Below are 24,931 nucleotides of genomic sequence, written 5' to 3'. Positions count from 1 at the left end.
CGGCCGCCTCGCGGTACCCGGCCGCGGCGGCGCCGGCGTCGGGCCTCACCGGGGCCCGGCCGCCGGAGGGCGCGGCGCGTCCGGAGAGGTCCGGGCCGCCGCGTCGTCGTCGCCGGGCCCGCCGACCGCCGAAGCCAGATCCCCGGCCAGATGCTCCAGCCACACTTCCAGGCGCACCAGGTGTGGCAGCGTCGTGGACGGCACCTCTTCCGCCACCCCCGGGGGGAGAGGTTCGGGGCTGATCCGGACACCGCCGGGCGGGAAGTCCGCCGCGAGCGCGGTCGCCTCGGCGAGCCGCCCCGCCGCCCGCTCCGTCCACCTCCTGGCCGACTCGGGCATGCCCTGCGCCGCCTCGTCCCGAGGGGGCAGCCAGTGTGCGCCCAGCAACGTCCGCTCGGCGAAGTTCAAGGTCATCAACCAGTCCGGTTCGCGTGCGTCCCCGGGCGAGGGTGGTTCGGCGCGGTACTGGACGTATCCGTCCTCGGCGATGTGCAGGCGGTGTCGGGTCTCCCGGGCACTCTCCTCCAGGAGGCGCCGAGCCCGTTGCCCACCGTCGCACACGGCCGCGGCGGTGAGCGGGATCATCGGTCCCGCCGCCCGCAACAGGCCGCTCATGACGTTCCCGATCTCCGCTCGCGCTCCTGCCGGCCACGCGAGCAACCCGCAGGCCAGTCCGATCGCGCTGCCCGCGAGGACATCGACCACCCGGACCTCGGCCAGTCGCCAGGTCGCCGGGGCGAACTGCGCGAAGGCCGTGGCGACGACCACCGTGAACATGCCCTGGGCCCACCCGGGTCCGCCCAGGGGCCCCAAGGTGAACGCCAATGCCATCATCGGCACCAGGAGCGCGGCGTAGACCACCGTGGCATCGCCGACCCCCAGGAGCAACAGGCCGGCCAGCACCGCTCCGACCAGGGTTCCCAGGGCCGCGGACCGGACGGCCGACCAGGTGGCCACCGCCGTCGTACGGGCCAGAGTCAGCACCGCCAGCAGCACCCAGAAGCCGTGTGTCAGATCCAGGGCTCCCGCCACCATCCTGGCCGCCCCCAGCCCCAGGGCCGTCCGCACGGCGTTCTGCAGGACCACCGAGCGGGGGGTGAGGTTTCCCGACAGGCGCGCGGCCCAAAGCCGCGCCACCGACCTCCGCGCATACCAGAACTGGCCCGGCGGTAGACCGGGGACCGGCCTGGTGGCACCCGCGGCGACCGCCACCGCGGCGGACGCGGTGGCCGCCGAGATCGCGGCGAGCAGGACGGCGGTCCTGCCCCGCAGGAGACGATGCAGTGCCGCCGTGTCGGGACGCCGTGCGGGCTCGGCGACCCGAAAGAAGTCGTCGGCCGTCTCCAACAGCACGCCGGGGTCCGCCGCACCGCCTCGCCCCCGCAATCCGGCCGCCGCGTCCGCGCAGCACCCGTCCACCGCGAGCAGCAGTGTCCGCGACGGCCCGTCGCGTCCCGGCGGCTCGCCACGTCCGCCGAGATCGGCGGTCTGGAGCAGCAGACGCCGGGTGGCACGGCCGGCCTGGGCGAGGGCCAGGTCCCCCCTGCCCGCGCCGGTAGGCCGGCCGTCGGTCCCTCGCCGCGAGAGGCGCAGCACGTCCGCGGCCCGCCTCAACGACGCGTTCGACGGGCCCCCGCCGGCCATGGGGCGGGCCAGGGCGGAGGCGGCGCGAGCGGCGAGGTCCAGACCCTCGGCCACACGTTCGCGGTACGTCGGGACTCCCGGCTCGGGCGACAAGACCCGCTCGCACGAGGCCAGCAGCAGGCATCCGATCGCCACGCCCGCCAGGCGTTGCGGCAGAGTCCCCGGGGCGTACGGAGGGAAACAGGACAGGATGTAGAACAGTTGGAGACCAGGGGTCACCGCGGCGATCCGCGGTCCGCAGGCCGAACCGAAGGAAAGGGCGAACCCCACCACCAACATCCCCGCGACGGCCGTCAGGGTGTCGACGGCCAGGACGCTTCCCAGCGCCGTCAGCGCGAGGGCCGCGGGCGCCGAGCGGAGGACGACCAGCGAACGATCCCGCCCCGCTCCGGACAACGGCGAGAGGGCCCCGAGGGCGATGGGGGAGAACAGCGCGTACAGCGCGGCGGACGGCAGATCCAGCGCGTAGAGGAACGGGTAGAAGCCCGCCGCCGCCGCCACGGCCACGCGAAGACCCCGCCGTGCCGCCTTCCGCACGGCCTGAGCCGACGGCCGCTCGGGCACACCCGCTCCCTCCTCGGCGTCCACCTCCGACCCCGACGGGTGTCCACCCCGCCACTGGTCCCCATTGTCGACGGAACCCCCGGGCCGGCCACCGCTGTGCCGGGCCCTCGCCGCCCGGGTGGGCGCCGCGGCCGTCGAGCGAGTGGGTTCTCCCGGCGGCGCAGCGATTCGACGGCCGGTGGCTCCGCCGTCGCTCTTATCATCGCCCGATGCTGCCTGTGCGAAGGTGGGCCCTGCTCTCGTCGGGGTGCGCGCCCGTCCTGCTCATCGCGGGATGGGCCGTCGCGGCGATCCTCGAAGGACCGAGCTACGACCCGACCAGCGAGACGATCAGCGTCCTGGGCGCCTACGGGGCGTCCGGCTACTGGATCATGACCGGCGCGTTCCTCGCCCTGGGCCTGTGCCACGTGCTCACCGCGCTGGCTCTGCGGGCCGCCGCCCTTCCGGGGCGCCTCGCACTGGCCGGTGGCGGGGCGTCGGCCGTCGCGGTCGTCCTGGTCCCCACTCCGAGCAGCGGTGGTTCGCTGAGTCACGGGGCCGTGGCCGCGGCCGGATTCACCCTCATGGCGGTGTGGCCCGTGCTGGCCGCCACATCCGAGAGGGAGGCGCCCTGGGCGCTGCGTCCGATCCCCTCCCGGGTGGCGAGCGCGGCAATGGTGCTGAGCGCCGCGTGGTTCGTCTACGAGTTGGATCGTCAGGGCGCCCCCGGTACCGCCGAACGGGTGGTGACGGCCCTGCAGTCCCTGTGGCCCTTCGTGGTGGTCGTCTCGTGCCTGCGTCACGACGGCGAGGTCCGCGCGATGCCAAGCTGAGGGGAGGGACGAGGTCCCCGAGGCCCGGTGAGGCACGCGACGCGCGGTTCGCGGGGTCAGCAGGACGGGGACGGGTGCGCGGGCGCGCCCGCCGTCTCCCTCGACACCTCGAGGGGACGGCCGGTGACGGCGAGCAGCGTCGTGCTCACCGTCGCCCGCAGTTCGCCGGGGTCGACCCCCGTACGGGAGCGCAGGTTGATGCCGTGGGTCAGCAGCGCGAGCGTGGTGGCGGCGGCTTTCGGGTCGACACCCGGGCCCAGTTGGCCCAGTCTCCGCGCCGTGCCGAGCGCCGAGCGCAGCGAGTCGGCCAACACACGGTACTGACGGTCGAGCAGGGCACGGATCTCCGGGTCCTCGCTCTCCGGTCCGGCGTGGGCGTTGGAGATCATGCACCCCCAACCGGCGTAGTCGCCGTGGCAGGAGGTGTCGACGACCTCGGTGAAGAAGCCGAGCACGGCCGGAAGACCGACGTCGTCCGCGGTGAGGAGGCCGAACCTGGGAGCGGCGCGCCGCTCGGCGTATCGCCCGAGGGCGGCTCGATACAGATCCCGCTTTCCGCCGAAGGTCGCGTAGAGGCTGGAACGGTTCACCCCCGTTGCCGTCACCACGTCCTGGATACCGGTGGGCACCATGCCCTTGCGCCAGAAGAGAAGCATCGCCGCTTCCAGGGTCGCGTCCGTGTCGAAGTGTCTGATGTCCGGCACGCCTCACCTCTTGAGACGGGGAGTTCGCATTCGAGGGTACCGGTACCGCTCTGGTGTCGGGGGCGCGCGGTGGGTATCTTGGAATGATCGTTCCGAGTCGAGGTTCCGTCGCGTCGAGGCGCGTGGGGCGCTCTTCGCGGAGCGAGGCGGACGGCAACGACGGTCGGCGCGGCCAGGTCCGCGGGACCCCGGCGGGTGCGGCATCTTGGTGTCCGACGGGAGTCCGCGAGGCGTTCCCGCGCCCGGAACACACAGGAGCGGCCCGGATCATGCGGATCTTGCGTACCCCCGAGGAGAGGTTCCTCGACCTGCCCGACTACCCGTTCCCCCCCTCCTATGTGGAGGTCGCGTCCGGTGACGGGGACGAACGGCTTCGCGTGCACCACGTGGACGAGGGAGAGGGAACCACCGGAGAGACGGTGCTTGTCCTGCACGGTGAACCCTCGTGGTCCTTCCTCTACCGCCACATGATTCCGGTGTTCGCCGGGGCCGGCCACCGATGTATCGCACCGGACCTGGTGGGCTTCGGCCGTTCCGACAAGCCGGCCGAACGCTCCGACTACACCTACCAGCGGCACGTCGACTGGATGCGCGAGGCCCTCTTCGACCGACTCGACCTGCGTGGGGTCACCCTCGTCTGCCAGGACTGGGGCGGCCTCATCGGCCTCCGGCTGGTGGCCGAGCACCCCGAGCGCTTCGCCCGGGTCGTCGTGGCCAACACCTTCCTGCCGACCGGGGAGGGGGAGCCGTCGAAGGCGTTCCTGCGGTGGCGGGAGTTCAGCCAGAGCACCCCCGAACTGCGCGTGGGGGACATCGTCCGCTCCGGATGTCACGGCGACCTCACGCCCGAGGTCGTGGCGGCCTACGATGCCCCGTTCCCCGACGACGCCCACAAGGCGGGGGCACGCCGGTTCCCGACACTGGTCCCGGTATCGCCGGACGATCCCGCCGCGGGGCCCAATCGCGCGGCCTGGGAGTCCCTGCGGCGCTTCGACAAGCCGTTCCTGTGCGCGTTCGGCGACGAGGATCCGATCACCGGGGGCCTGGACCGGGTCTTCAGGGAGCAGGTCCCCGGCGCCCGGGGGCTCGAACACCCCACGATCGCGGGCGCGGGCCACTTCCTGCAGGAGGACCGGGGCACGCTGCTCGCCGAGACGGTGAACCGGTTCATCGCCGACACGCCGGTGTCTGCCTGACGCCGCCCGGTGGGGCGGGAGTGACCACGGCTCCCGCCCCACCCAGTCCTCACGGGAAGGTCAGCCTGAAGCCGTCGATGTGGCCGGTGTCGTACGTGGCCCTGTCCTGGACCCTGAGCTGCCAGACGCCGTCCGCGATTTCGGACGAGGCGTCCACCGTGTACGTGGCGCGGACGTCGTCTCCGGAGTCGCCGGACGAGTACGGCTTGAGGTTGTACACCGTGCCGTCGGGGGCCACCAGGTCGACGACGAGGTCCCCGCGCCAGGTGTGGACGATGTCCACGCCCACGCTCAGGTCGGCCGGCGCGTTTCCGTCGATGCCGTCTACGGTCACGGAGGACGTCACCGCGGCGCCGTTGTCCGGGATGGCGACGTCGGAGGTGTTCTCGAACACGGTGCCCGAGGGCGGGGTCGTGGTCCCCGAGGACAACGTCCAGATGGCGTGTGCGGCGGCGTCGCTGTTGCGGTCCAGCGCGGTGTCGTCGATGTTCGCGGTGGTGTCGCAGGAAGAGTGGTAGCAGCGGTCGAACGCCGTGGTGGTGCCGCCCCACTTCTGCACCTGGGCGGAGGTCTTGGTGCGGCCGGCGCCGGTGAAGAGCCCGCCGACCGGTATGCCGACGTTCTTGAACGAGGCGTGGTCCGACCGCCCGTCGCCCTCCGTCTCGATCTCCGTGGGGACACCGAGACCGGCGAAGTACTCCTTGAACGTTCGCTCGATCACGGGATCGTCGTCGTAGACGAAGTACCCGGGGTTGGGGGAGCCGATCATGTCGAAGTTCAGGTAGCCGTCGATCGAGGCCCGTTCGCCCGAGGACAGGCCGGACACGTAGTGCCTGGAACCCACGAGCCCGAGTTCCTCGGCCCCCCACCACGCGAATCGCAGGTGCTTGTCGGGCCGGTAGTCGGCCCGGGAGACGGCGAGCGCGGCCTCGAGGATCGCGGCCGAACCGGAGCCGTTGTCGTTGATCCCAGGTCCGGAGGACACCGAGTCGAGGTGGGAGCCGGCCATCACGACCTGTTCCGTGTCCCCTCCCGGCCAGTCGGCGATCAGGTTGTATCCGGTGCTGCCGAACGACGAGAACTGCTGCACGGTCGTGGTGTAGCCGGCGGCGTCCAGCTTCGCCTTGACGAAGTCGATCGACGCGCGGTACCCGGCTCGACCGTGAGCCCGGTTGCCACCGTTGGCGGCCGCTATCGCCTGCAGGTCGTCGAGGTGTTGCTTGACGTTGGACACGGGGATGTCGGGCGGGACCGCGGCGGCACGCTCGGCGGAGGCTGCGGGGACGGCCCCGGCGAGCAGCCCGGCGAGGGCGACACCGGCGACCGCGAGGGCACGCTTGCGGACGGAGAGAGTCATGTGTGGGGGCTCCGTGATTCCGAACTGGGTGTGGGTTGCGGAACATGCGGGACGCCCCGCGGCTCATGGGGTGCGGGGCGCTGGAGCTGTGTGGTGCCGTGCCTGGTACGACCGTTCGACCTGAATGCTCGACGAGCCGCCTCCCGGCGTCAAGACCGACGACCGGACCGGCCCACGGGCCCGGCGCCGCCGCCCACGGTCCCGGAGGGTGCCTCGCCGGCCTACGACCGGCCGGGACCGGGAGCCTTTCCCGCGCTGCTTACGGAACTGTGACGGGGACCGGCCTTTCCTGGCTTCTCGCGGTGCGACTCGTGTGGGCTGTGGGGGAGGAGCGCAAGGCCGCACGCCCGCTCCCCTCACCGCGTGGGGCGGTCGTACCGCCTCGCGCCCCAGCCGCCCCCCAAGGAGGACCCCCGCATGTCGTCGCCTCGAAACACCCTGCCCCGTATCGCCCCGCCCCCGGCGACCACCTGCTCGACGTCGACGACACGTCGCGGCGCGACCGCTCCGTCGGCCGTCCTTCCCCACGATCGAGTCCATCGGGCGTTCGAGGCCTGGGCGGCGGCTCGTCCTCACGCGGTCGCCGCGGAGCACGGTGACCGCACCATCACCTACGGCGAACTCGACCACCGGGCACAGCGGTTGGCCGACCGCCTGGCCGGCGCCGGCATCGGCGTCGGCGATCTCGTGCCCGTCGTCGGTCGGCGCGGGATTCCCCTGCTGGTGGCGCTGATCGCGGTACTGAAGAGTGGAGCCGCCTATGTGCCCCTGGACGGGCGGGTCACCCCGGACGCGCAACTGCGCCACGTCCTCGCCAAGACCCGGGCCCGTGTCGTGCTCACCACCGCCGGCTGTGGACGTGCGGCGCCCCTGCGCGAGATCGCGACGGTACTCGATGTCGAAGGGACCGATGTCGAACAGTCGAGCGAGAGGGGTGCAACGGACGCCAGCACGCGCTCCGACCCGACCGGAGAGGACCCCTGCTACGTGCTCTTCACCTCCGGCACCACCGGAGCGCCCAACGGAGTGGTCGTCACGCACCGCAACGTCTGCAACCTGTTGCTCCGCGAACCCGGCGGCCTGGGCATGGGGCCGGGGCAGCGGGTCGCCCAGATCCTCAACATCGCCTTCGACATGGCCGCCTGGGAGATCCTCGGCGCACTGACCCGAGGCGCGACTCTCCTCGTCAGAGGACCGGACATCGCCGAGACCGTCGCCCGTGCCGAAGTCGTCATCGCGACGCCGACCGTCCTGACCACCGTCGACCCCGATCTCTGCCCGCGGGTCCGAGTGGTCGCGGTGGCGGGCGAGCCCTGCCCACGTGCACTGGCCGACCGGTGGGCCGCCCGCGCGGACTTCTACAACTCCTGCGGGCCGACCGAGACCACCATCGTCAACACCATGGCGCGCCACACACCCGCCGCCGCTCGACTCACCATCGGCCGCCCGACCCCGAACAACACCGTCTACGTACTCGACGGCGCCCGGCGCCCGGTCGCCCCCGGCGTGGTGGGCGAGATATGGGCGGGAGGGGACGGGGTGACCGCCGGATACCTGGACGACCCGGAGTTGACCGGGGAGCGGTACCTGCCCGACCCGTTCCTCGGCGGAGGGCGCAGGATGTTCCGTACTCGCGACCTGGGCCGGTGGACGTACGACGGCGATCTGGAGATCCTCGGCCGCACCGACGACCAGGTGAAGATCCGCGGCTTCCGGGTCGAACTCGACTCCGTGTCGGCGGTGTTGGAGAGCATGCCCACGTGCCTTCGTGCCGTGACCCTCAAACTTGACTCCCGGACTCTCGTCTCCTTCGTCGCCTCCGGCGGCTCCACGCCGATCGACCCGGTGTCCGCCCGTGAGGCCGTGGCGGCGGCGCTGCCGTACTACTGCGTCCCCGAGACCGTCCACGTCCTGCCCCACCTCCCCACCACCCCGCGTGGCAAGATCGACAAGCGGGCTCTTCGCGCGCTGGCCCAGGATGCCGCGGGCGACCCGGGCGTTCCGGCGACGGCCGCTGAGGCGCTTCGATGACGGCGCCCACCCGGCCGCGCTCCGCGCCGGTCTCCCCGGACGTCGCTCTGCCCCCGCCCCTGCCCCCGCTGCGCCGCGTGTGGAGCCATCCCCGCCTGACGCACCACAACAGGCTCGCGGTGCTGGTGGTGGCGGTCAACCTGGTGGTGTTCGCGGTCGGCTTCGGCGGCGGGCGGGCAGGCTGGGACTCCGCAGCGCTCGGTCGCCTTGCCCTGGTCAACGTGGCGCTCGCCGTGATCGTCCGTCAGCAGTACGTGATTAACCTGCTCTTCCGGTGCGCCACCGCCGTGCCCTTGACGTGGCCCCTCTGCGTCCGCCGGACGCTGGCCAAGGTGTACCACTTCGGCGGGCTCCACGTCGGCGGAGCGCTGATGGGCGTGGTCTGGTTCCTCGCACAGGTCGCGATGGTCACGGCGGCCGGGGCGACGCCCGCGCTGCTGGCCGTCTCCTACACGCTCGCGGCTCTGCTGGGAGCCTTGGTCGTCCTCGCGCTGCCGTCGATGCGCGCCCGCCACCACGACCTCTTCGAGCGCAGCCACCGGTTCGGCGGCTGGGCGGCACTCAGCCTGCTGTGGGCGCACACACTGTTGTCGACCCCCTCGGGCTCGGACGGGCTCGACGCGAGCGTGTGGGTGCTGGCTGTCCTGACCCTCAGCGTGGCGCTGCCGTGGACCAGGTTGCGGAGGGTCGCGGTCCATGTCGATCGGCCTTCGTCGCATGTGGCGATCGCCGGCTTCGACCACGGGGAGACGCCCTTCCCCGGCTCGTCCACCACGATCAGCCGGAGCCCCTTGACCGAGTGGCATTCCTTCGCCAACGTGCCGACGCCCGGCCGCGAGGGGTTCCGTCTCGTCGTGTCCCGAGCGGGGGACTGGACGGGCTCCTTCATCGACGATCCACCGTCCCACGTCTGGGTCAAGGGGATCACCACGGCCGGCGTGGCCCGGGTGGAGAGGCTTTTCCATCGGGTCGTGTACGTGGCCACCGGAAGCGGGATCGGCCCCGTCCTGCCCCACCTGCTGGCCGCGGAGGTGCCGTCCCGCCTCGTCTGGGCCACGCGTTCGCCGCGCCGTACCTACGGCGACGCCCTCGTCGAGGAGATTCTCGACGCCCAACCGGACGCCGTGGTCTGGGACACCGCCGAGCACGGAAAGCCGGACATGGTGCGGCTGGCGTACGCCGCCTGCCGCGAGTTCGACGCCGAGGCCGTCATCTGCATCTCCAACAAGAGGCTCACCTGGGCGGTGGTCCATGGCATGGAGCGGCTCGGTATACCCGCCTACGGCGCCATCTGGGACTCGTGACCCCGGCCACCGTCCCGGCTCCGCCACCCTTCGAGACCCGAGAGGACCCGACATGTCGACCGCTCCCCGCCGGCACATCCCCTGTCGAACCATTCGAGTGCGGCGCGACGGTCGTGTGGTGACCGTCACCCTCGATCGCCCGCACGTGCTCAACGCCCTGAGCACGGAAGTGATGGACGAGGTGAACCACGCGCTGACCGGCTACGACCGGGACCCGGAGGTGGGGTGCTTCGTGCTCGCCGGCGGGGAAAGGGCCTTCGCCGCCGGCGCCGACATCGCCGAGATGGCCCCCAGGACCGCCGTGGAGATGGCGGACGACGACCATTTCGAAGGCTGGGACACCTTCGCCGGGTTGCGCACTCCCAAGATCGCCGCTGTCGCCGGTCACGCGCTGGGCGGCGGTTGCGAGCTGGCCCTGATGTGCGATCTGATCGTCGCCGCCGACACCGCCGTCTTCGGACAGCCCGAGATCCGGCTCGGGGTGATCCCGGGTATGGGCGGTACACAGCGGCTGACCCGCCGGGTGGGTGTCGCGCGCGCCATGGACATGATCCTGACAGGCCGCACGATGGACGCCGCCGAGGCCGAGCGGGCCGGACTGGTCTCACGCCGTGTTCCGGCGGACCGACTCGCCGAGGAGACCCGACAGATGGCCGAGACTATCGCCTCCTACAGTCGACCCGCCGTACGCGCCGCTCGGGAGGCGGTCCACCGAGCCCAGGAGGGCGGGCTCCGTGAGGGACTCCTCTTCGAGAGGAGGGTCTTCCACGCGCTCTTCGCCACCCGGGACCAGAAGGAGGGGATGCGCGCCTTCCTGGAGAAGCGGAGCCCGACGTTCGAGGGGCGCTGACCCCTGTCGCGGCCGGAGATCCGTCGTCGGTCAACGTCAAGTTGACGACGGGGTGCTCGTCCGGCCCATTCCGGCCGCGCTGCGGACGAGCGCGGGCCCGCGTCGTGGATATTGGGCGCTCGAACCCCGCACGCACGCAGGCATGGAGCATCGGTGCACAACACTCGGCAATCGGGTTCGGGCGACAGCGGTTACCCGAGACTCCGGCTCACGCTCATCTCGGCCGGCGCGGCGCTCGGCGGCTTCCTCTTCGGATACGACAGCGCCGTCATCAACGGCGCGATCAGCGGCATCCAGGAACACTTCGCCGTCGGCGCCGCCGAGACCGGGATCACCGTCTCCTCCGCACTGCTCGGCGCGGCGGCCGGCTCGGTGCTGGCCGGCTGGGGAGCGGACAGAGTGGGGCGGCTGAAGGTCATGCGGCTCTCGGCCCTGCTCTTCGCGGTGAGCGGCGTGGGCTCGGCGATCCCGCTGAGCATCGAGGTGCTCACCGGTTGGCGGGTCGTCGGCGGCCTCGCCATCGGACTCGCCTCCGCCGTCGCCCCCGGCTACATCGCGGAGGTCGCGCCTCCAGCCCTGCGCGGCAGATTGACGACCTTTCAACAACTGGCCATCGTCCTCGGCATCGCGGCCTCCCAACTGGCCAACTACGTCATCGCCTCCGCGGCCGGAGGATCCCCCGAGGGGCAACTGGGCACAGCCCAGGCGTGGCAGTGGATGCTCGGTGTCGAGGCCGTACCGGCCGTGATCTACGGCCTGGTGACCTTCGTCCTCCCGGAATCGCCCCGCTACCTGATCGCCGCCGGCAGAGAGAAGGAGGCACGGACCGTCCTCAGGCGGATCGAGGGCCCCGGCGTGGACGCGCCCGCCCGTGTCGCGGAGATCCGGCAGGTGATGCTGACCGAGCGCAAGCCCCGTCTCAGGGACCTGCGGGGCGGCGCGCTGGGACTGATGCCCGTCGTCTGGGTGGGGATGGGAGCCTCCTTCCTCCAACAGTTCTTCGGAATCAACGTGGTCTTCTACTACTCGTCCCTGCTCTGGCAATCGGTGGGCATCGACCAGACCGACTCCCTCCTCATCAGTCTGTCCACCTCCGTCATCAACATCCTGGGCACCCTGATCGCGATGGCCCTGGTGGACCGCGTCGGACGCAAACCCCTGGCCATCGCCGGTTCCGTCGGAATGGCGATCACCCTCTCCCTCCTGGTCTGGGCCTTCTCCTACCTCGGTGAGAGCGGGGCCGAACTACCCACCGTCCCCGCGGTGACGGCGCTGGTGGCCGTCCACCTGTTCGTGCTCTGCTTCGCGTTCTCCTGGGGCGTGGTCGTCTGGGTCCTGCTCAGCGAGATGTTCCCCAACCGGATCAGGGCGATCGCCCTCTCCGTCGGCGTGGCCGCGCAGTGGATCGCCAACTGGATCGTCACCGTCACCTTCCCGGTGCTCTCGGAGTGGAATCTCTCCGCCACCTACGCGATGTACGCGGTCTTCGCGGTCGTCTCCATCCCCTTCGTGATCTTCCTGGTCAGAGAGGCGAAGGGCAAGTCACTGGAGTCGATGGGCTGAACACCCGACGCGGGCGAGTCCCCGCGACGGCGATCCCCCGACCGGGAACCCGGCCGCTGACGCGCTCTCATCGCCGCCCCAAGGCCCCCGCCTCCGGCCCCGGCGGCGTCTCCGCGTCGCGGTCGCTCTCCCCGCCCCGCGGACGCCCACCGGCGCTCCGCGCGGGCCCGTCGGGGGTCGGTAGGTCTCCGGAACCCGCCGCGGTGTCGCTTTGCGACGGCCCGGCCGCGACCGGGCGGTCACGGCCGGCGACGCGTGGCGGATCGCCGCGGCCTGCCTGGGGGAGCGGGGGAAGAACGGCGACCGTCGCGGTACCCGACCACCGTTCGTGCGGCGCCGGCTTCCCGCGCCCGATCGACGCGTTCGCGAGCGGCGGGCCCCAGAACACGACGACGGCCGCGGCGGTGACGTAGGGAAGCGACCCGGCCACCGGCGCGGGCAGCAGGGCGTCACGTGTGTATTGCGCGGCGCAGAGCCAGATCGACGCGAGTGGGGCGTACGCGACCCAGGCGCGGACCGTGGCGCGCGCGAACCCGGCGGGCCGGCCGTCGGGCCGGACCACGCGCAACAGGACGGCCCGTTGGCCGGGGGACGCCGCGAGAACCGCCGGCACCAGCCAGAACCAGACCAACCCGAGAGCGCTGCCCACGGCGAACGCGTGTCGGCGACCGGTGGCCGCGTCGGTGGCGACCGCGAGAAGTCCCGTGACGACGACCCAGGAGATCAACCAGCCGGCCAGGTCGGTGACGACCGCCGAGAGTCGTCGGGTGAGGGTCACGCGGTCGCCGTGCCGGACGCGCTCGCGGTCTGGGTCGTTGGCGGGGAGCACCCGGGCCAGCGGCCCTGCCACGAACCAACCGAGTACCGCCCCGGAGGTGTTGAGGGCCAGGTCGTCCACGTTGAACTGTCGGTAGGGACAGGCGTACACGAACCACAGTCCGGTGTACTGGGTCGTCTCGAAGAACAGCGTGGTGGCGAAGGCCAGGGCGATGGAGGTCGGCAAACCCCGGCGGAGGTAGTAGCGCAGGTAGACGCCGAGAGGGAAGAGCAACGCCAGGTTCAGGAGGGTGGTCCAGGTGACGGCGAGCCCGGCGAGAGTGCCGGCCGACCAGTCTCCACCCGACGCGGTGGCGATCCGCGTGTGGAAATCGAGGAGTTGCAGTTGCGGGCTCTCCGCGTAGCGAGCGGTGGAACAGTGGGCCGCGGTCCTGGCCGGTAGTGGCATGACGGTCTGGGACAACGCCGCCAGCAGGTAGAACACGAAACTGTAGAAGACCAGGACCGGCCAGCCGCCCGCCCGGCCGCGCCGGCGATAGCCGTGGACGGCGGCGGGCACCATGATCAGCAGAGCGATCGCGGGGAACAGGGCGACCGCCGCCTGGACCGGAAGCAGATACGTACGGAACACGGCACACTCACTGTCCGCGGCGTGCGCCGCCGCTCCGGGCCACGAGGGGCAGAGGCGATCGAGGCAGGGCGAGTCGCGCGGACGCCCGGTCCGAGGCCTTCCCCGTGTCGACCATGATAGAGGCCGTCGCGTGCCGCCTCGTACGGTCTACCTCCGGTCTTGCGAGAGTGCCCCGGCCTTCAGGACAGGGGTGAAATCGCACTTCGGCCATGGGCACGGGTCCGCACTGTCTACCCCGGGCCGACGGCCGGCAGCGCTTGGTCCGGATGCTTCTGCTGCGCGATGTAGTCCTTGACCACCTGGAGCGGCGCGCCGCCGCAGGAGCCCGCGAAGTAGGAGGGCGACCAGAACCGGCCGTCCCTGCTCGTCCGGTTGCCCGTCCGGTGAGCTCCGTGCGCAGGCGGCGTCAGGAGACGCCCTTGAGGCTGTTCACCAGGCGGCGAGCGCCACCTTCGGCGGGTGGTGCACGAGCGGGTGGACGTGGTCGGCCTCGCCGTTGAATTCCTTCAGCTCCGCTCCGAAGTCCTCGCAGACCTTGCGCATGACCTCTTCACAGCGTGTCAGCAGCTCGTCGTCGAGGACACCGCGCCGGTCCTTGGTGACGAACACCAAGTGCGCGTGCAGGGCGTGGACGACCGTTCAGCCCCTGAAGGGCGGCAGGAAGGCGGCGTGAGCGGGAGTCTCCCTCTCGAGGGGGAGGGGACGTCAGGTGGCGAAGTCCTCGGCCAGGACGCGTTCGATGTTGCGTTCGGCGAGTGCGGTGATGGTGAGAAACGGATTGACGCCGAGGGCCCCCGGTATCAGCGCGCCGTCGTTGACGTACACACCCGGAGCCCCGCGGACCCGGCCGTGGGAATCGGTCGCCGCCCCGAGGACGCACCCCCCAAGGGGGTGGTAGGTGAAGTCGTCGGCGAAGCTCCGGTTGCCGCCGAACAGGTCGTACCGGTAGATCGTGGCGTTCCGGAGGTTGATTCGGTCGAAGAGCCTCTTGGCGGACTCGACGGAAGGCTCGTTCTGCGACGCGGTCCACCGCAGTCGGACCCCGTCCGTCGCGGGGTCGTGGACGAGCGTGCCACGCTCGGGGTTCCGGGTGATGGCCAGGTAGAGGCTGATCCAGTGTTCGAAGCCCATGGGCAGGGGCGCGATCTCGGCGAAGACCGGGTTGTCGGGATCGGACCGGTCGTCGATGCCGAGCACGGGCATCGTCGCCTGGCGCGCTCCGACGGTGTCCCAGATGTGATTGGCCCGGGCGGTCATGACGTTGCCGTTGGTGCCCCAGCCGGCTCCCAGTTCCTCCGGGAGGTCGGGAAGATCGCCTCGGTCCCGAGCGCGGAGCAGCAGCTCCGTGGAGCCGAGGCTCCCGGCTCCCAGGAACAGTCGGCCGCAGCCGATCTCCCTGGTTCCCGTGACCCGGCCGGAGAGGTCGAGAAGATCCGCGGTGACGACGTACGTGCCGTCCGGCTGCCGCCGCAGTCCTCGCGCCCGATGCAGCGTCTGGACCACGACGTTCCCGGTGCCGAGTGCGGCGGCGAGGTAGGTCTTGTCGAGCGTGCGTTTGCCGTGGTTGTTCCCGTAGATGACCTCCCCGGCGAGCGCCGACCGCTCGACCTGGCCCGCGGCCTCCCGCCGCATGTAGTCGAAGTCGTAGACGTTCGGGACGAAGACGGTCCGCAGTCCCGTTCTCGCGGCGTGCTCGCGGGACGTTCGGGAGAAGCGGTACCACTCTGTGGACTCGAACCACGCCGGGTCGACGGAGTTGACGCCCAGCATCCGATGAGCCAAGGGGAAGTGCCGGGTGTAGAGGGCGTCCGCGTCGACCTCCGGCAGGATCTCCTCCAGGTGGTCGCGCTCGGGCACGACGGCCATCCCCCCGTTCACCAGGGAGCCGCCGCCGACTCCGCGTCCCACGAACACCGACATGTGGTCGAAGTGGACGCGGTCGAGGACACCGGGGTACGGGGTGATGTCCGTGTTCACCACGTCCAGCCACAGGAACTGGGCGAGCGGGGCCTCGGTGCGGCTCCGGAACCACATCGATCGATGGTCCGGGGAGCCGGTTGAACAGAAGACCTTTCCGTCGGAGGCTGGGGCGTCCCAGAGCCGCCCCATCTCCAGCACGAGGGTGGGCACCCCGGCCTCACCGAGGCGCAGCGCGGTGACGGCCGCGCCGTAGCCGGAGCCGATGACGAGGGCCGGTGTGTACTCGGACGCCGCGCCGCCGGGCCGCGAGGGCGTGGTGACGGAGTGGGCGGCGGGCGCGAGACCGAACCGGGTGAGTCCGAGCGCTGCCGCCGCCTGGAAGGCGCCGACACCCAGCAGGTGACGGCGCGTCAGATATGAGGTCATGTAGCGCAGCATGTGCGGATTATTCGATTCCGCCTATCCCTCGCGGGTTTCCTGCGAGTGTTCCGGCGAGCGGGTCGTGGGGCGACGCCTCCCCGGCCCCCGGCGTCCAGCTCAGGGTTCCGGGTGGAGGCCGGCGAGGACGATCCGGTCGCCGGCGTTCGACTGCGTCGGACCGGCGTCCCGCGATCCGTGCGGGACCTCGCCGTGGTGTCAGGAGGAGGCCCCGCCTCGCGTCCCGTCCCCGGGCGGTGCGGCGGGTTCGAGTCGAACGGTGCGGCCGTAGCCGCCGTTCAGGAAGACCAGCGGGCTTCCGATCCGACGGACCCCCAGGTCACGGACGGCTCCGGTGACGAACCAGTGGTCGCCCGCCTCCACCTCGCCGGCCAGCTCGCAGTCGAACCAGGCCAGCGCCTCGCACAATGCGGGGGAACCTGTCTCCGCGGTCTCGTGCGGCACCTCCCAGCGGCCGGGGTCGGCGGCCGCGAAGGCACGACAGACGTCCTTCTGGTCCGCGGCGAGCACGTTGACGCAGAACTGCCCGGCAGCTCGAATTCTCGGCCAACTCGTGGACGTTCGCGCCGGAAGGAAGCCCACCAGTGGAGGGTGCAAGGAGACGGAAGTGAAGGTTCCGACGATCATGGCGGGCGGTGCCTGACCGGGAGACGGGGCGGGAGCGGTGACGAGGGCCACGCCGGTGGGGTGGTGGCCGGCCACCTCACGGAGCCGTTCGGGACTCACCGATGCGCGAGTGCCGTTCGCGGAGCGGTCGGGGGCGGAAAGCGGCACAGGGATGTCTCCTTCGTCTCCGCTTCGGCCGGGGCGCCCGAGGGTCACGCCCTCGGGCGCCCCGGGCCAGGAGCCGGTCGGCAGGTCACCGGCCGTGATCATCCACGTAGGCGACACCGGGGAAGCCCCGGGCCAGGTCGGCGACGTCCATCGCGACCTTGGCGGAGTCCTCGCCGCGCAGCAACAGTCGCGCCAGCAGTTCGGCCACCGGCACCATGTCGTCCTCACACATGCCCCAGCGGGTCACCTCCTGCACGCCGAGGCGCAGTCCGGAGCGGGTGGTGCTGGGCAGCACCACGGTCGTGGTGCGTATGTCGGCACTGGTGAGCAGGCGCCCCCATGCGTGGGCGTCACCCTCGGGCGGGTGCACCCAGATCTGGTGGGTCTCGGTGTGTCCGAAGTCCGCGCCCGCCACCTCGAAACCATATTCGACCAGTTCGCGGGCGAGTCTCCGTGCGTTGGCCATGATCTGCCGGGCGTAGTCCACCCGGTGCGGCAGCAGTTCCTCCAGCGTGATGGCCAGACTGCCGACCGAGGCCGAGTGGGAGCTGGACGCGGTGAAGGGGATCCGCGCGCCGATCTTCTCGGCGATGTCGTCGCTGTCCGTGACCAGCATGCCCTTCTGCGGGCCGGGCAGCGTCTTGTGCGTGCTGCCGGACACGCTGTCGAAGCCACCGTCCAGGACCAGGGTGTCTGGGGCCGCCGGCAACAGACCCAGCAGGTGCGAGGCGTCCAGGCAGATGGTCGCGTCGGGCGCGGCGGCCCGCAGTGCCCGGGCGTCGGGGAGGCGCAGCGTCGTGGAGGCATCCAGGTAGACGACATCGGCCGGGTGCTTCGCGATCCGCTCCGCGAGCGCCTCGTGGTCGATCGCCAGACGGTCGCGGTCGAAGGGGACGAAGTCCACCTGGTAGCCGTAGCCCTCGCAGACGGTCACGGTGGTGTAGTGGCCACCGCAGGGCCCCGGCGAGTGCCTGGATCGTCCGGTTTGATCATGTGATGCCGTAGAGGGCGAGGACGCGGGGGCGTTCGGTGTGGGCTCGTCGTCCGGCGGCGGTGTTGACATAGCCGGCGAGCTTGAGCGCGCTGCGGATCAGGTCGCGCAGGGCAGCGAGTACGGCGGGCGTGTTGTGGGTCCTGACCTGGGACTTGTCCTCGTTGAAGGTGACATCTCGGCACCAGTGGACGGTGTTTTCCACCGTCCAGTGCCCGCGAGCCCAGGACGCGATCTCGGCTGCGTTCGCTTCCTCGGCGGGCAGGTCGGTGATGGCGTAGACGGTCTCGCTGGACCACTTCTTGGCCCCGTAGAGACGGCGACGGCGCTGGATCCGCAGGACCTGGGCCGCGTGGGGGAAGAGCAGGCCGTTGACGGTGACGACCTGGACGAGACGCTGTTCGTGACGGCCGTGGCCGCGGGCGTCGTCGCGGTGGATGACGGGGATCTCCTTCCAGGGCAGGGCGTGGAGTTGACGGGCCTGGCCGCGCTGGTTGTTCTTGATGGTCAGCAGGTAGTGAGCGCCGCGTTCGTGCAGGTAGGTGGCGTGGTCGCGCTGGGCGTGGAGGGCATCGGCGGTCACGACCACCCCCGCGAGATCCGCGTCGTCGATTCTGTCGAGCAAGGGCTGGAACTCGGGGATTTCGTTGGTCTTCGCGCCGATCTCGCGGGAGGCGAGCGTGACACCGTCGCCGTGGCGGACGGCGGACAGGACGAAGACCCGGCTGCCGTCCGGGCGCCTGGCGCCCCGCAGGCACTTGCCGTCCACCGCGATCGCCCGCCGCCGGATCCGTACCGGCCCGGCATGGGCGGCCGCCCGGTGGGCCCGGCGCTGTTCACGCTCGGTGCCACCGTCGGGCATGACCGGCTCCGGCCGGCGGGGCTGTGCGGACAGCAAGGGCCGCAGGTAGTCGTAAGCCGCCGCACAGATCTCACCGTGATCCAGGCGTCCCAGGACGCTGCGGAGGGTCTTCTCGCTCGGCACCCGGTAGCGGCCGAGGAGCGGGTGGTAGGGCAGGCCGAAGGCGGCCAGTTCCTCCGGCGTCGCACGTCGGCACCACTCCGCCGCCGCGGTGATCGAGTCGTGGCCGGACGGGGTCATCGCGCAGACCATCAGGGCCAGCAGTGAGGAGAGCCGGTAGCGCACCCCGCAAGTCCCTCTCGGGTCGGTGACCGACTCGAACTCGGCCACCAGGCGGCGGACTTGGTCCTTGGCGGCCCCCTCGCCAAGGGCTTCCAGGCGGGGCACCGCGCAAGCGGGGGCAGCGACAGGGGATGATGGAGGAACGAACACGGCACCTTCGTGGATCTTGAAGCGTAGAGAACTCCATGATCCACAGGTGCCGTGTTCGCCTGCTTCCGGGGCCCACCACCGAGATCAACACCCCAAGCTGGGGCAATTCAGGCACTCGCCGGGGCCCTGGTGGCCACCGTCCTCGGGGGCCATGACCATGACTCGGCCGTTCGCCGGGGTCAGCGCGGTCAGCACCGTGTGCATCGTGTGGAGCCCGGACAGGAACTGTGCGAAGGCGTGTCGCGCGCCGTAGAACTCCTTCGCGAGCTGGACGCAGTGGTCGTGGACGCCACCGAGGCCCGAGACGTCGCCGTAGACGGCTACCGGTGTCTCCGAGTACGGGTATCGGTTGACCGCGTCGCTCGCGAGGGCCTCGGCCGCTCGGGGGGAGAGTCGGTTCTCGATGGGGAAGAGGTTGAGGCTGTCCTTGCGTCGCAAGGTGGCCAGGACGTCCATGGGCGCTCCTCGGCTGGGAAGTACGCGGTCTCGGGGGTCGTTCACAACCACGCGTAGCGATCCCTGTCCAAGCCGGCGTAGTCGGGGTCCAGGTAGATGAAGGCGCGCTGGACGAGGAAGTCGCGCACCTCGAAAACGCCGCACCAGCGTCCCGCACCCCACTCGGGCGTGCCCACCCGCCACGGACCGTCGCGGTGTTCCCCGTGGGTGGTCCCCTCGACCGCCAGCAGGTCCGTTCCCGTGGTGATCCAGTTGAAGGACCACGTGTGATGTTCCACGGACTTGATCGTCGACCCGAGATCGCCGAACATCCGAGCGATCGCTTCCTTTCCGCGTGCCAGACCCCATTTGGGAAAGAAGAAGTCGGCGTCCTGGGCGAAGAAGTCCAGGACGGGGGTTCCGTCGGCGCCGACACCGCCATTGTCGAACGCCTTGAAGTACGCGGTGATGACGGCTTTTCGTTGTTCGTCCGTCATGGGGGTCGATGTCGCCGCCATGTGACCACCTCCGAGGGTCTGGAGATCCGAGTCGGGGGGACGGCCCCGCACCAGGCGGTGCGGGGCCGTTCGGGAGTGCCCAGCGTCGCAGCGTCGGCTTGACGTGAACTTGACGCACTTCTGTTTCCCGGCTTGTGCTCGGGGGCCGGCCGCCGACGTGGGTTCACCGCTGCGAGATCCCCTGCCCGTTCCGCCGAGTGTCCGGGAGGTGTCGGACGCATCCCGGCGAGCACTCGACGGACGCGGAGGATCCGCTCGTCGGCGCGGCAGGATCGCCTCCGGACGGGATCGCGGGTGCCGCTCGAACCGGCGTCAGTTGCCCGTCATGGCGAGCAGCGCCGGCGCGTACCGCTCTCCCTTCACCGGCACGGCCGCCGCCTCCTCCACCGCCGCCAGGTCGGCGGCGTCGAGCCCGACGGTGGCCGCCGCGACGTTCTCGGCCAAGTGGACCGGGTCGCCGGTGCCCGGGATGGGGACGACATCGCCTCCCCGGTGGTGCAGCCAGGCCAGGGCGAGCTGCGCCAGGGATAGGCCCAACCGTTCCGCGATCGGACGCAACCGGTTGGGCAGCGAGGCGTTCTGTGCCAGGCTCTCGGCGCTGAACCTCGGCTGACCACGCCGGAAGTCGTCCTCGGCCAGGTCTCCGGTGCCCCGGATGGCGCCGGTCAGGAACCCCCGACCCAGCGGGGCATAGGCGACGATGCCGATGCCCAACTCTCTGCAGGTGGGCACCACCTCGGCCTCGATGTCACGCGACCACAGGCTCCACTCGCTCTCCACCGCCGTCACCGGGAGCACCGCGTCCGCCCGGCGGAGCGTGGCGGCCGACGGCTCGGAGAGTCCGAAGTACCGGACCTTGCCCTCTCGCACCAGTTCGGCCACAGCGCCCGCCGTCTCCTCCACCGGGACGTCGGGGTCGATCCAGTGTTGGTAGTACAGGTCGATGTGGTCCACTCCCAAGCGGAGGAGCGAGCGCTCGCAGGCCGCACGCACGTAGCCGGGTTCCCCGCACAACCCCTCGAACGCTCCCTGGGCAGATCGCACCATGCCGAACTTGCTCGCGATCACCGCCTCGCCCCGGCGCCCGGCGAGCGCCCGGGCGAGCAACTGCTCACCCGCGCCCAGGCCCTGGACATCCGCGGTGTCCAGCATGGTGACCCCCAGGTCCAGGGCCGCGCGGATGGTCGCGATCGATCTGGCCGGGTCGGGTCGGCCGTAGAAGGCCGTGGTCGGCAGGCATCCGAGTCCCTGGGCACCGACCCGCAGATCTCGCAGGTGACGCATCGGCATACGAAAGGACACGAGGAGACCTCCAAGAGGCCCGGCTCGAAGAGCGCGAACGGGGAGCCCCGAGTGCGAAGGCCGGGCGTGAAAGGTGGAAGACGGGACGGACGGTCGGAGAACGGGCCACGGCCCCCGCCGGCCCTCGATGGCAGAGCACCGGTCGGCGCTGCCGTGCGGCTCCGCCCCGAAGCACAGTAGGCATCTCCGCCCTCCGCCACAAGAACGTCCGACGCCTGGCGTGACGGCTCGCCGGCACGCGTGCGCGACCGCCGGGACAAGCGAGTCCGGGCCGGTGCAAGGGGACATCCACACGCTTGCAAGACAGGGACCGCACCGTGGCGCCACGGGCCCCCTCGGCCTCCCTCGGCGCCGCCGCCCGAGGCCGCCGGGCCGGTCTCCGAGCCACCCTCCCCACATGCGTACGCAACAAGGAGCTGCCATGTCGCGTGTATCCGCGACCCCCGGTGACCGTCCGACGACGGCCCACGCCCTCCTCCGGCGCCTTCGGGACCACGGGGTGGGCACGGTGTTCGGGGTGGTCGGCAGGGAAGCCGCCTCCATTCTCTCGACGAGGTGGGGGGCATCGACTTCGTACTGACACGTCACGAGTTCACCGCCGGTGTCGCCGCCGACGTCCTGGCCAGGGTCAGCGGGCGGCCGCAGGCGTGCTGGGCCACCCTGGGCCCCGGGATGACGAACCTCTCCACCGGCGTCGCCACCTCCGTCCTCGATCGCTCGCCGGTCATCGCGCTCGCCGCGCAGTCGGAGTCCCACGACATCTTCCCCAACGACACCCACCAGTGCCTCGACTCGGTGGCCGTGATGCGTCCGATGACCAAGTACGCCGTGGAGCTCCAGCGCCCCGACGACATCACGGACCTGGTGGACTCCGCCGTCGCCGCCGCGATGACGGAGCCGGTCGGACCGAGTTTCATCTCGCTCCCCGTGGACTTGCTCGGCGGAGCCGCGGACGTCTCGGAGAACCGGCCGGCCGCCGTCACCCCGGCGAAGCCGACCGGCGCCGTGGCGGACGGTTGGCGGGCGGCGGCCGGGGAATCGGCGGCGCTGCTCGCGGAGGCCGAGCACCCGGTGCTGGTGGTGGGCCCCGCCGCGATCCGCTCCGGTGCCGTCGACGCGATCCGGGCCCTGGCCGAGCGACTCGACGTACCCGTCATCACGACGTACATCGCTACGACTTCCAGTCCGGCGGCTTCGGGGCGCTGAGCATCTGGGGCGGACCACCCTCTCCCGGCGGTCGTGGCCTTCCCGACCGCCTTCCGAGGGCGCGCCCCGTCCCGTGCGCTCTTCGCGATCCGCCGCTCCCGGAGCGAGGCCCGGCGGGCACCGGGGACCGGGAACGGTCGCAGGAAGGAGGAGGCCCCCGCACCCGGCGGGGGGCCGCCCGGCCGGTTGCGGCGGACGGGCACGAAGGCGGAGCCCGTTCTGACGTGGACCAGGTCAGGGGCCGTCCGCACCGGTGCGCACCGTCCCGTGGGCCAGGAGACGGCGCAGAGCCGCGCCGACGAAGTCCCGGTCGGCGGCGTCGGCGCCCGCGCCCGCGAGATGCCCCCAGACACCGGGGATCACCTCCAGGGCCGATCGAGGGAGCAGGTTGGCGGACCTGACTTCGTCCGTGACGGAGAAGCACTGATCCCATTCACCCGGCAGCAGCAGAGCGTCGGCCCGGACCGAGGCCAGGGCCGACTCGGCGCTGCCGTCGAATCCCGGAGTGGCCCCGACGTCGGCGTGGTCCCAGGTGCGCAGCATGGCGAGAAGATCCCCGGTCGCCGGACCGTCGACGAAGAACCTCTCCCAGAACCCGGACAGATACGACTCCCGGTTCTCGAACCCCAGTGTCCGATACACCTGGCGGGCCCAGAAGGGGTGCGAGGTGCCCCAACCGGCGAAGACCCTTCCCGCGGCCCGCTTGCCCCGCTCCGAACCCCCGTCGGCCTTCAGCGCGGCGGACAGCCCCGAGAGGAAGACCCTGTTGTGCTCGCTGGTCACCGCCGAGCCGCAGATCGGGGCGATCCGCCTGACCGCCCGCGGGTGCGAGACCGCCCATTGGTAGGCGTGTGCCCCGCCCATGGACCATCCGGTGACCAGGGCCAACTCCCGCACGCCCAAGTGCTCGACGAGCCGATGCTGAGCGGCCACGTTGTCCTGTGGCGTGATCAGTGGGAACGCCGTGCCCGAAGGGTGGTTGCTGGGGGAGCTGGAGACGCCGTTGCCGAACAGGCCCGCCACGACGACGAAGTACCGCTCGGTGTCCAGTGGCGCCCCCGCCCCGATCAACCAGTCGTAGCCGGTGTGGTCGCCGCCGAAGTAGGACGGGCACAGCACCGCGTTGGCGCCGTCCGCGTCCAGTCTCCCGTGCGTGGCGTAGCCGATCACCGCGTCCTCGAGCAACCCTCCATCGAGCAGGGGCAACGCGCCGATCTCGTAGAGATGGTGGTCCACCGAGGTCCTCCGTCCGGGGTTTCGATCAGGTCCAGTTGGGGGCGATCTCGGTGGCCCAGAGTTCCAGGCTGCGCAGCATCACATCGTGGGGGATCAGCCCGGAGTACTGGCATTGGAGCAGGTACTCCGGGTCGTGCGTCTTCACCAGTTTCTCGATCTTGCGGTTGATGTCGTCCGGGGTGCCGACCCATTCCAGCCCCCGCTCGACCAACGTCCCGTAGTCGGAGCCGATGGGGCCGGTCTCGCCGACGTTGCGAAGCGCCTCCGTGAAGCCCATCGGGCCGAACCAGTTCTCGAAGATGAAGCCTCCACCGCGCGCGGCCCAGTGGTGGGCCTCCCGTGCGTCCCGCGCGACGAGGACGTCCTTCATCACTCCGATCCGCTCGCCGCGGCGCAGCGTCCCGTGACCGGCGGCCTCGGCCTCCTCCTGGTAGAGGTCGGTCAGACGGCGGACGACCCGGTCGTCGGTGTTCATCAGGATCGGCACGACACCTTCGCGGGCGCAGAACCGGAAGGTCTCCTCGCTGAAACTGAACGGTTGGAACACCGGGGGATGGGGACGCTGGTACGGCTTGGGGGCGATTCCGACTTCCTGCACGACTCCGTCGCCGTCTACACCGCGGCCGTACTTCCGTACCGCCTCGTAGGGGAATTCGAGGTCCTTCACCGGAATCGTCCACTGGTTCCCGGAGTGCGAGAAGGTCTCGGTCGTCCACGCCTTCTTCAGGATCTCCCAGTGCTCCTCGAAGAGGGCGCGGTTACGGCGGTCGCTCTCGCTCGCGTCGGACATCGTCCCGCCTACTCCGTACACCTGGCCCATGACCTCCGCCCAGCGTCGCTGGAAGCCTCGAGCGATGCCGACGAAGGTGCGGCCCCGTGTCATGTGGTCGAGCATGGCCAGATCCTCGGCCAGCCGCAACGGGTTGTGGAAGGGGAGGATGTTCGCCATCTGTCCGACGCGGATGTGCTTCGTCCGCATGGCCAGGTACAACCCGAGCATGATCGGGTTGTTGGAGACCTCGAAACCCTCCACATGGAAGTGGTGTTCCGTGAACGACAGTCCCCAATAGCCGAGTTCGTCGGCCGTCTGGGCCTGACGGGTGAGCTGCCACAGCATGTTCTGGTAATTGCGCGGGTTGACGCCCGACATGCCGCGGACGATCTGGTCGTGGCTACCTGCGGTCGGCAGATAGAAGAGGATGCACTTCACCGTGGTCCTTTCGTTCGCGGCGTCGACGCGGGTCGTGGGGGACGCCGACGCGACGGTTCCACCACGTTCTTGGCGTTCGCTTGACGGCATCCCTGTCCGTCGGACGTTCCGTCGTAGACCGCGGCCGTCCAGCGAGTGCCAAGGCGGCATGGCGAATCTGGGGGAGAACCCAGC

At 71.0% G+C, this 24,931-nt stretch carries 19 protein-coding genes and 2 pseudogenes; 7 read left to right on the top strand and 14 right to left on the bottom strand.

The window, feature by feature from the left end:
- Positions 1–45 precede the first annotated feature (45 nt).
- On the bottom strand, positions 46–2,208 hold the full coding sequence (locus JEK78_RS00820) for an FUSC family protein (RefSeq protein ID WP_200262159.1): 2,163 nt from the start codon (positions 2,206–2,208) through the stop codon (positions 46–48).
- A 209-nt stretch (positions 2,209–2,417) separates the two neighbouring features.
- On the opposite strand from JEK78_RS00820, the gene JEK78_RS00815 reads away from it, so the two are divergent.
- A complete protein-coding gene (locus JEK78_RS00815) occupies positions 2,418–3,020 on the top strand; it encodes a DUF998 domain-containing protein (RefSeq protein WP_200262158.1) in 603 nt (200 codons plus the stop codon).
- Between the two features lie 56 nt (positions 3,021–3,076).
- On the opposite strand, the gene JEK78_RS00810 is transcribed toward JEK78_RS00815, so the two are convergent.
- Complete coding sequence (locus JEK78_RS00810; protein ID WP_200262157.1) at positions 3,077–3,724, bottom strand: TetR/AcrR family transcriptional regulator; 648 nt, start codon at positions 3,722–3,724, stop codon at positions 3,077–3,079.
- Positions 3,725–3,993: 269 nt separating this feature from the next.
- On the opposite strand from JEK78_RS00810, the gene JEK78_RS00805 reads away from it, so the two are divergent.
- The gene (locus tag JEK78_RS00805) at positions 3,994–4,920 is read left to right on the top strand and encodes a haloalkane dehalogenase (protein ID WP_200262156.1); all 927 of its coding nucleotides are present in this window, start codon (positions 3,994–3,996) and stop codon (positions 4,918–4,920) included.
- A gap of 49 nt (positions 4,921–4,969) precedes the next feature.
- On the opposite strand, the gene JEK78_RS00800 is transcribed toward JEK78_RS00805, so the two are convergent.
- On the bottom strand, positions 4,970–6,277 hold the full coding sequence (locus JEK78_RS00800; protein ID WP_200262155.1) for a M28 family peptidase: 1,308 nt from the start codon (positions 6,275–6,277) through the stop codon (positions 4,970–4,972).
- Positions 6,278–6,694: 417 nt separating this feature from the next.
- Here JEK78_RS00800 and JEK78_RS00795 point away from each other — a divergent pair, with 417 nt between their 5' ends.
- The 4 genes from JEK78_RS00795 (at position 6,695) to JEK78_RS00780 (ending at position 12,025) form a co-directional block, all read left to right on the top strand.
- On the top strand, positions 6,695–8,308 hold the full coding sequence (locus tag JEK78_RS00795; RefSeq protein WP_200262154.1) for an amino acid adenylation domain-containing protein: 1,614 nt from the start codon (positions 6,695–6,697) through the stop codon (positions 8,306–8,308).
- Complete coding sequence (locus tag JEK78_RS00790; RefSeq protein ID WP_200262153.1) at positions 8,305–9,612, top strand: hypothetical protein; 1,308 nt, start codon at positions 8,305–8,307, stop codon at positions 9,610–9,612. Before JEK78_RS00795 ends, JEK78_RS00790 begins: the two co-directional genes overlap by 4 nt.
- A gap of 52 nt (positions 9,613–9,664) precedes the next feature.
- On the top strand, positions 9,665–10,462 hold the full coding sequence (locus JEK78_RS00785) for an enoyl-CoA hydratase-related protein (protein WP_200262152.1): 798 nt from the start codon (positions 9,665–9,667) through the stop codon (positions 10,460–10,462).
- A gap of 153 nt (positions 10,463–10,615) precedes the next feature.
- Complete coding sequence (locus tag JEK78_RS00780; RefSeq protein ID WP_200262151.1) at positions 10,616–12,025, top strand: sugar porter family MFS transporter; 1,410 nt, start codon at positions 10,616–10,618, stop codon at positions 12,023–12,025.
- 67 nt (positions 12,026–12,092) lie between these two features.
- Here JEK78_RS00780 and JEK78_RS00775 read toward each other — a convergent pair whose 3' ends face one another.
- The 9 genes and pseudogenes from JEK78_RS00775 to JEK78_RS00735 all read right to left on the bottom strand — a co-directional run bounded on the left by JEK78_RS00775 (position 12,093) and on the right by JEK78_RS00735 (position 21,093).
- On the bottom strand, positions 12,093–13,433 hold the full coding sequence (locus JEK78_RS00775) for a VanZ family protein (protein ID WP_200262150.1): 1,341 nt from the start codon (positions 13,431–13,433) through the stop codon (positions 12,093–12,095).
- 230 nt (positions 13,434–13,663) lie between these two features.
- Positions 13,664–14,057 (bottom strand): annotated as a pseudogene (tnpA, locus tag JEK78_RS00770) (IS200/IS605 family transposase).
- 81 nt (positions 14,058–14,138) lie between these two features.
- Positions 14,139–15,791, bottom strand: coding sequence for a GMC oxidoreductase (locus JEK78_RS00765; RefSeq protein ID WP_200262149.1), 1,653 nt, complete (start codon positions 15,789–15,791; stop codon positions 14,139–14,141).
- Between the two features lie 198 nt (positions 15,792–15,989).
- Complete coding sequence (locus tag JEK78_RS00760; RefSeq protein ID WP_242483218.1) at positions 15,990–16,565, bottom strand: flavin reductase family protein; 576 nt, start codon at positions 16,563–16,565, stop codon at positions 15,990–15,992.
- 85 nt (positions 16,566–16,650) lie between these two features.
- Positions 16,651–17,499 (bottom strand): serine hydroxymethyltransferase, encoded by an 849-nt coding sequence (locus JEK78_RS00755; RefSeq protein ID WP_242483217.1) that lies wholly within the window; start codon positions 17,497–17,499, stop codon positions 16,651–16,653.
- A gap of 55 nt (positions 17,500–17,554) precedes the next feature.
- Positions 17,555–18,850, bottom strand: coding sequence for an ISAs1 family transposase (locus tag JEK78_RS00750; protein ID WP_200262019.1), 1,296 nt, complete (start codon positions 18,848–18,850; stop codon positions 17,555–17,557).
- An 84-nt stretch (positions 18,851–18,934) separates the two neighbouring features.
- Positions 18,935–19,306: a hypothetical protein gene (locus tag JEK78_RS00745; RefSeq protein WP_242483216.1), complete on the bottom strand. Its 372-nt coding sequence runs from the start codon at positions 19,304–19,306 to the stop codon at positions 18,935–18,937.
- A gap of 41 nt (positions 19,307–19,347) precedes the next feature.
- Positions 19,348–19,803 (bottom strand): nuclear transport factor 2 family protein, encoded by a 456-nt coding sequence (locus tag JEK78_RS00740; protein WP_200262146.1) that lies wholly within the window; start codon positions 19,801–19,803, stop codon positions 19,348–19,350.
- 312 nt (positions 19,804–20,115) lie between these two features.
- Complete coding sequence (locus JEK78_RS00735) at positions 20,116–21,093, bottom strand: aldo/keto reductase (protein WP_200263925.1); 978 nt, start codon at positions 21,091–21,093, stop codon at positions 20,116–20,118.
- Between the two features lie 433 nt (positions 21,094–21,526).
- On the opposite strand from JEK78_RS00735, the pseudogene JEK78_RS00730 reads away from it, so the two are divergent.
- A pseudogene (locus JEK78_RS00730) lies at positions 21,527–22,278 on the top strand (thiamine pyrophosphate-binding protein); the annotation flags it as partial.
- Between the two features lie 267 nt (positions 22,279–22,545).
- Here JEK78_RS00730 and JEK78_RS00725 read toward each other — a convergent pair.
- Entirely contained in the window at positions 22,546–23,547 is a 1,002-nt protein-coding gene (locus tag JEK78_RS00725; RefSeq protein ID WP_200262145.1) for an alpha/beta fold hydrolase, read from the bottom strand.
- 25 nt (positions 23,548–23,572) lie between these two features.
- Positions 23,573–24,757, bottom strand: a complete 1,185-nt coding sequence (locus tag JEK78_RS00720; protein ID WP_200262144.1) for an LLM class flavin-dependent oxidoreductase — start codon at positions 24,755–24,757, stop codon at positions 23,573–23,575.
- Between the last annotated feature and the right edge of the window lie 174 nt (positions 24,758–24,931).

This window comes from Streptomyces sp. HSG2 (assembly GCF_016598575.1).
GTDB lineage: Bacteria > Actinomycetota > Actinomycetes > Streptomycetales > Streptomycetaceae > Streptomyces.
This window is presented reverse-complemented; position numbering and strand designations above follow the sequence as displayed.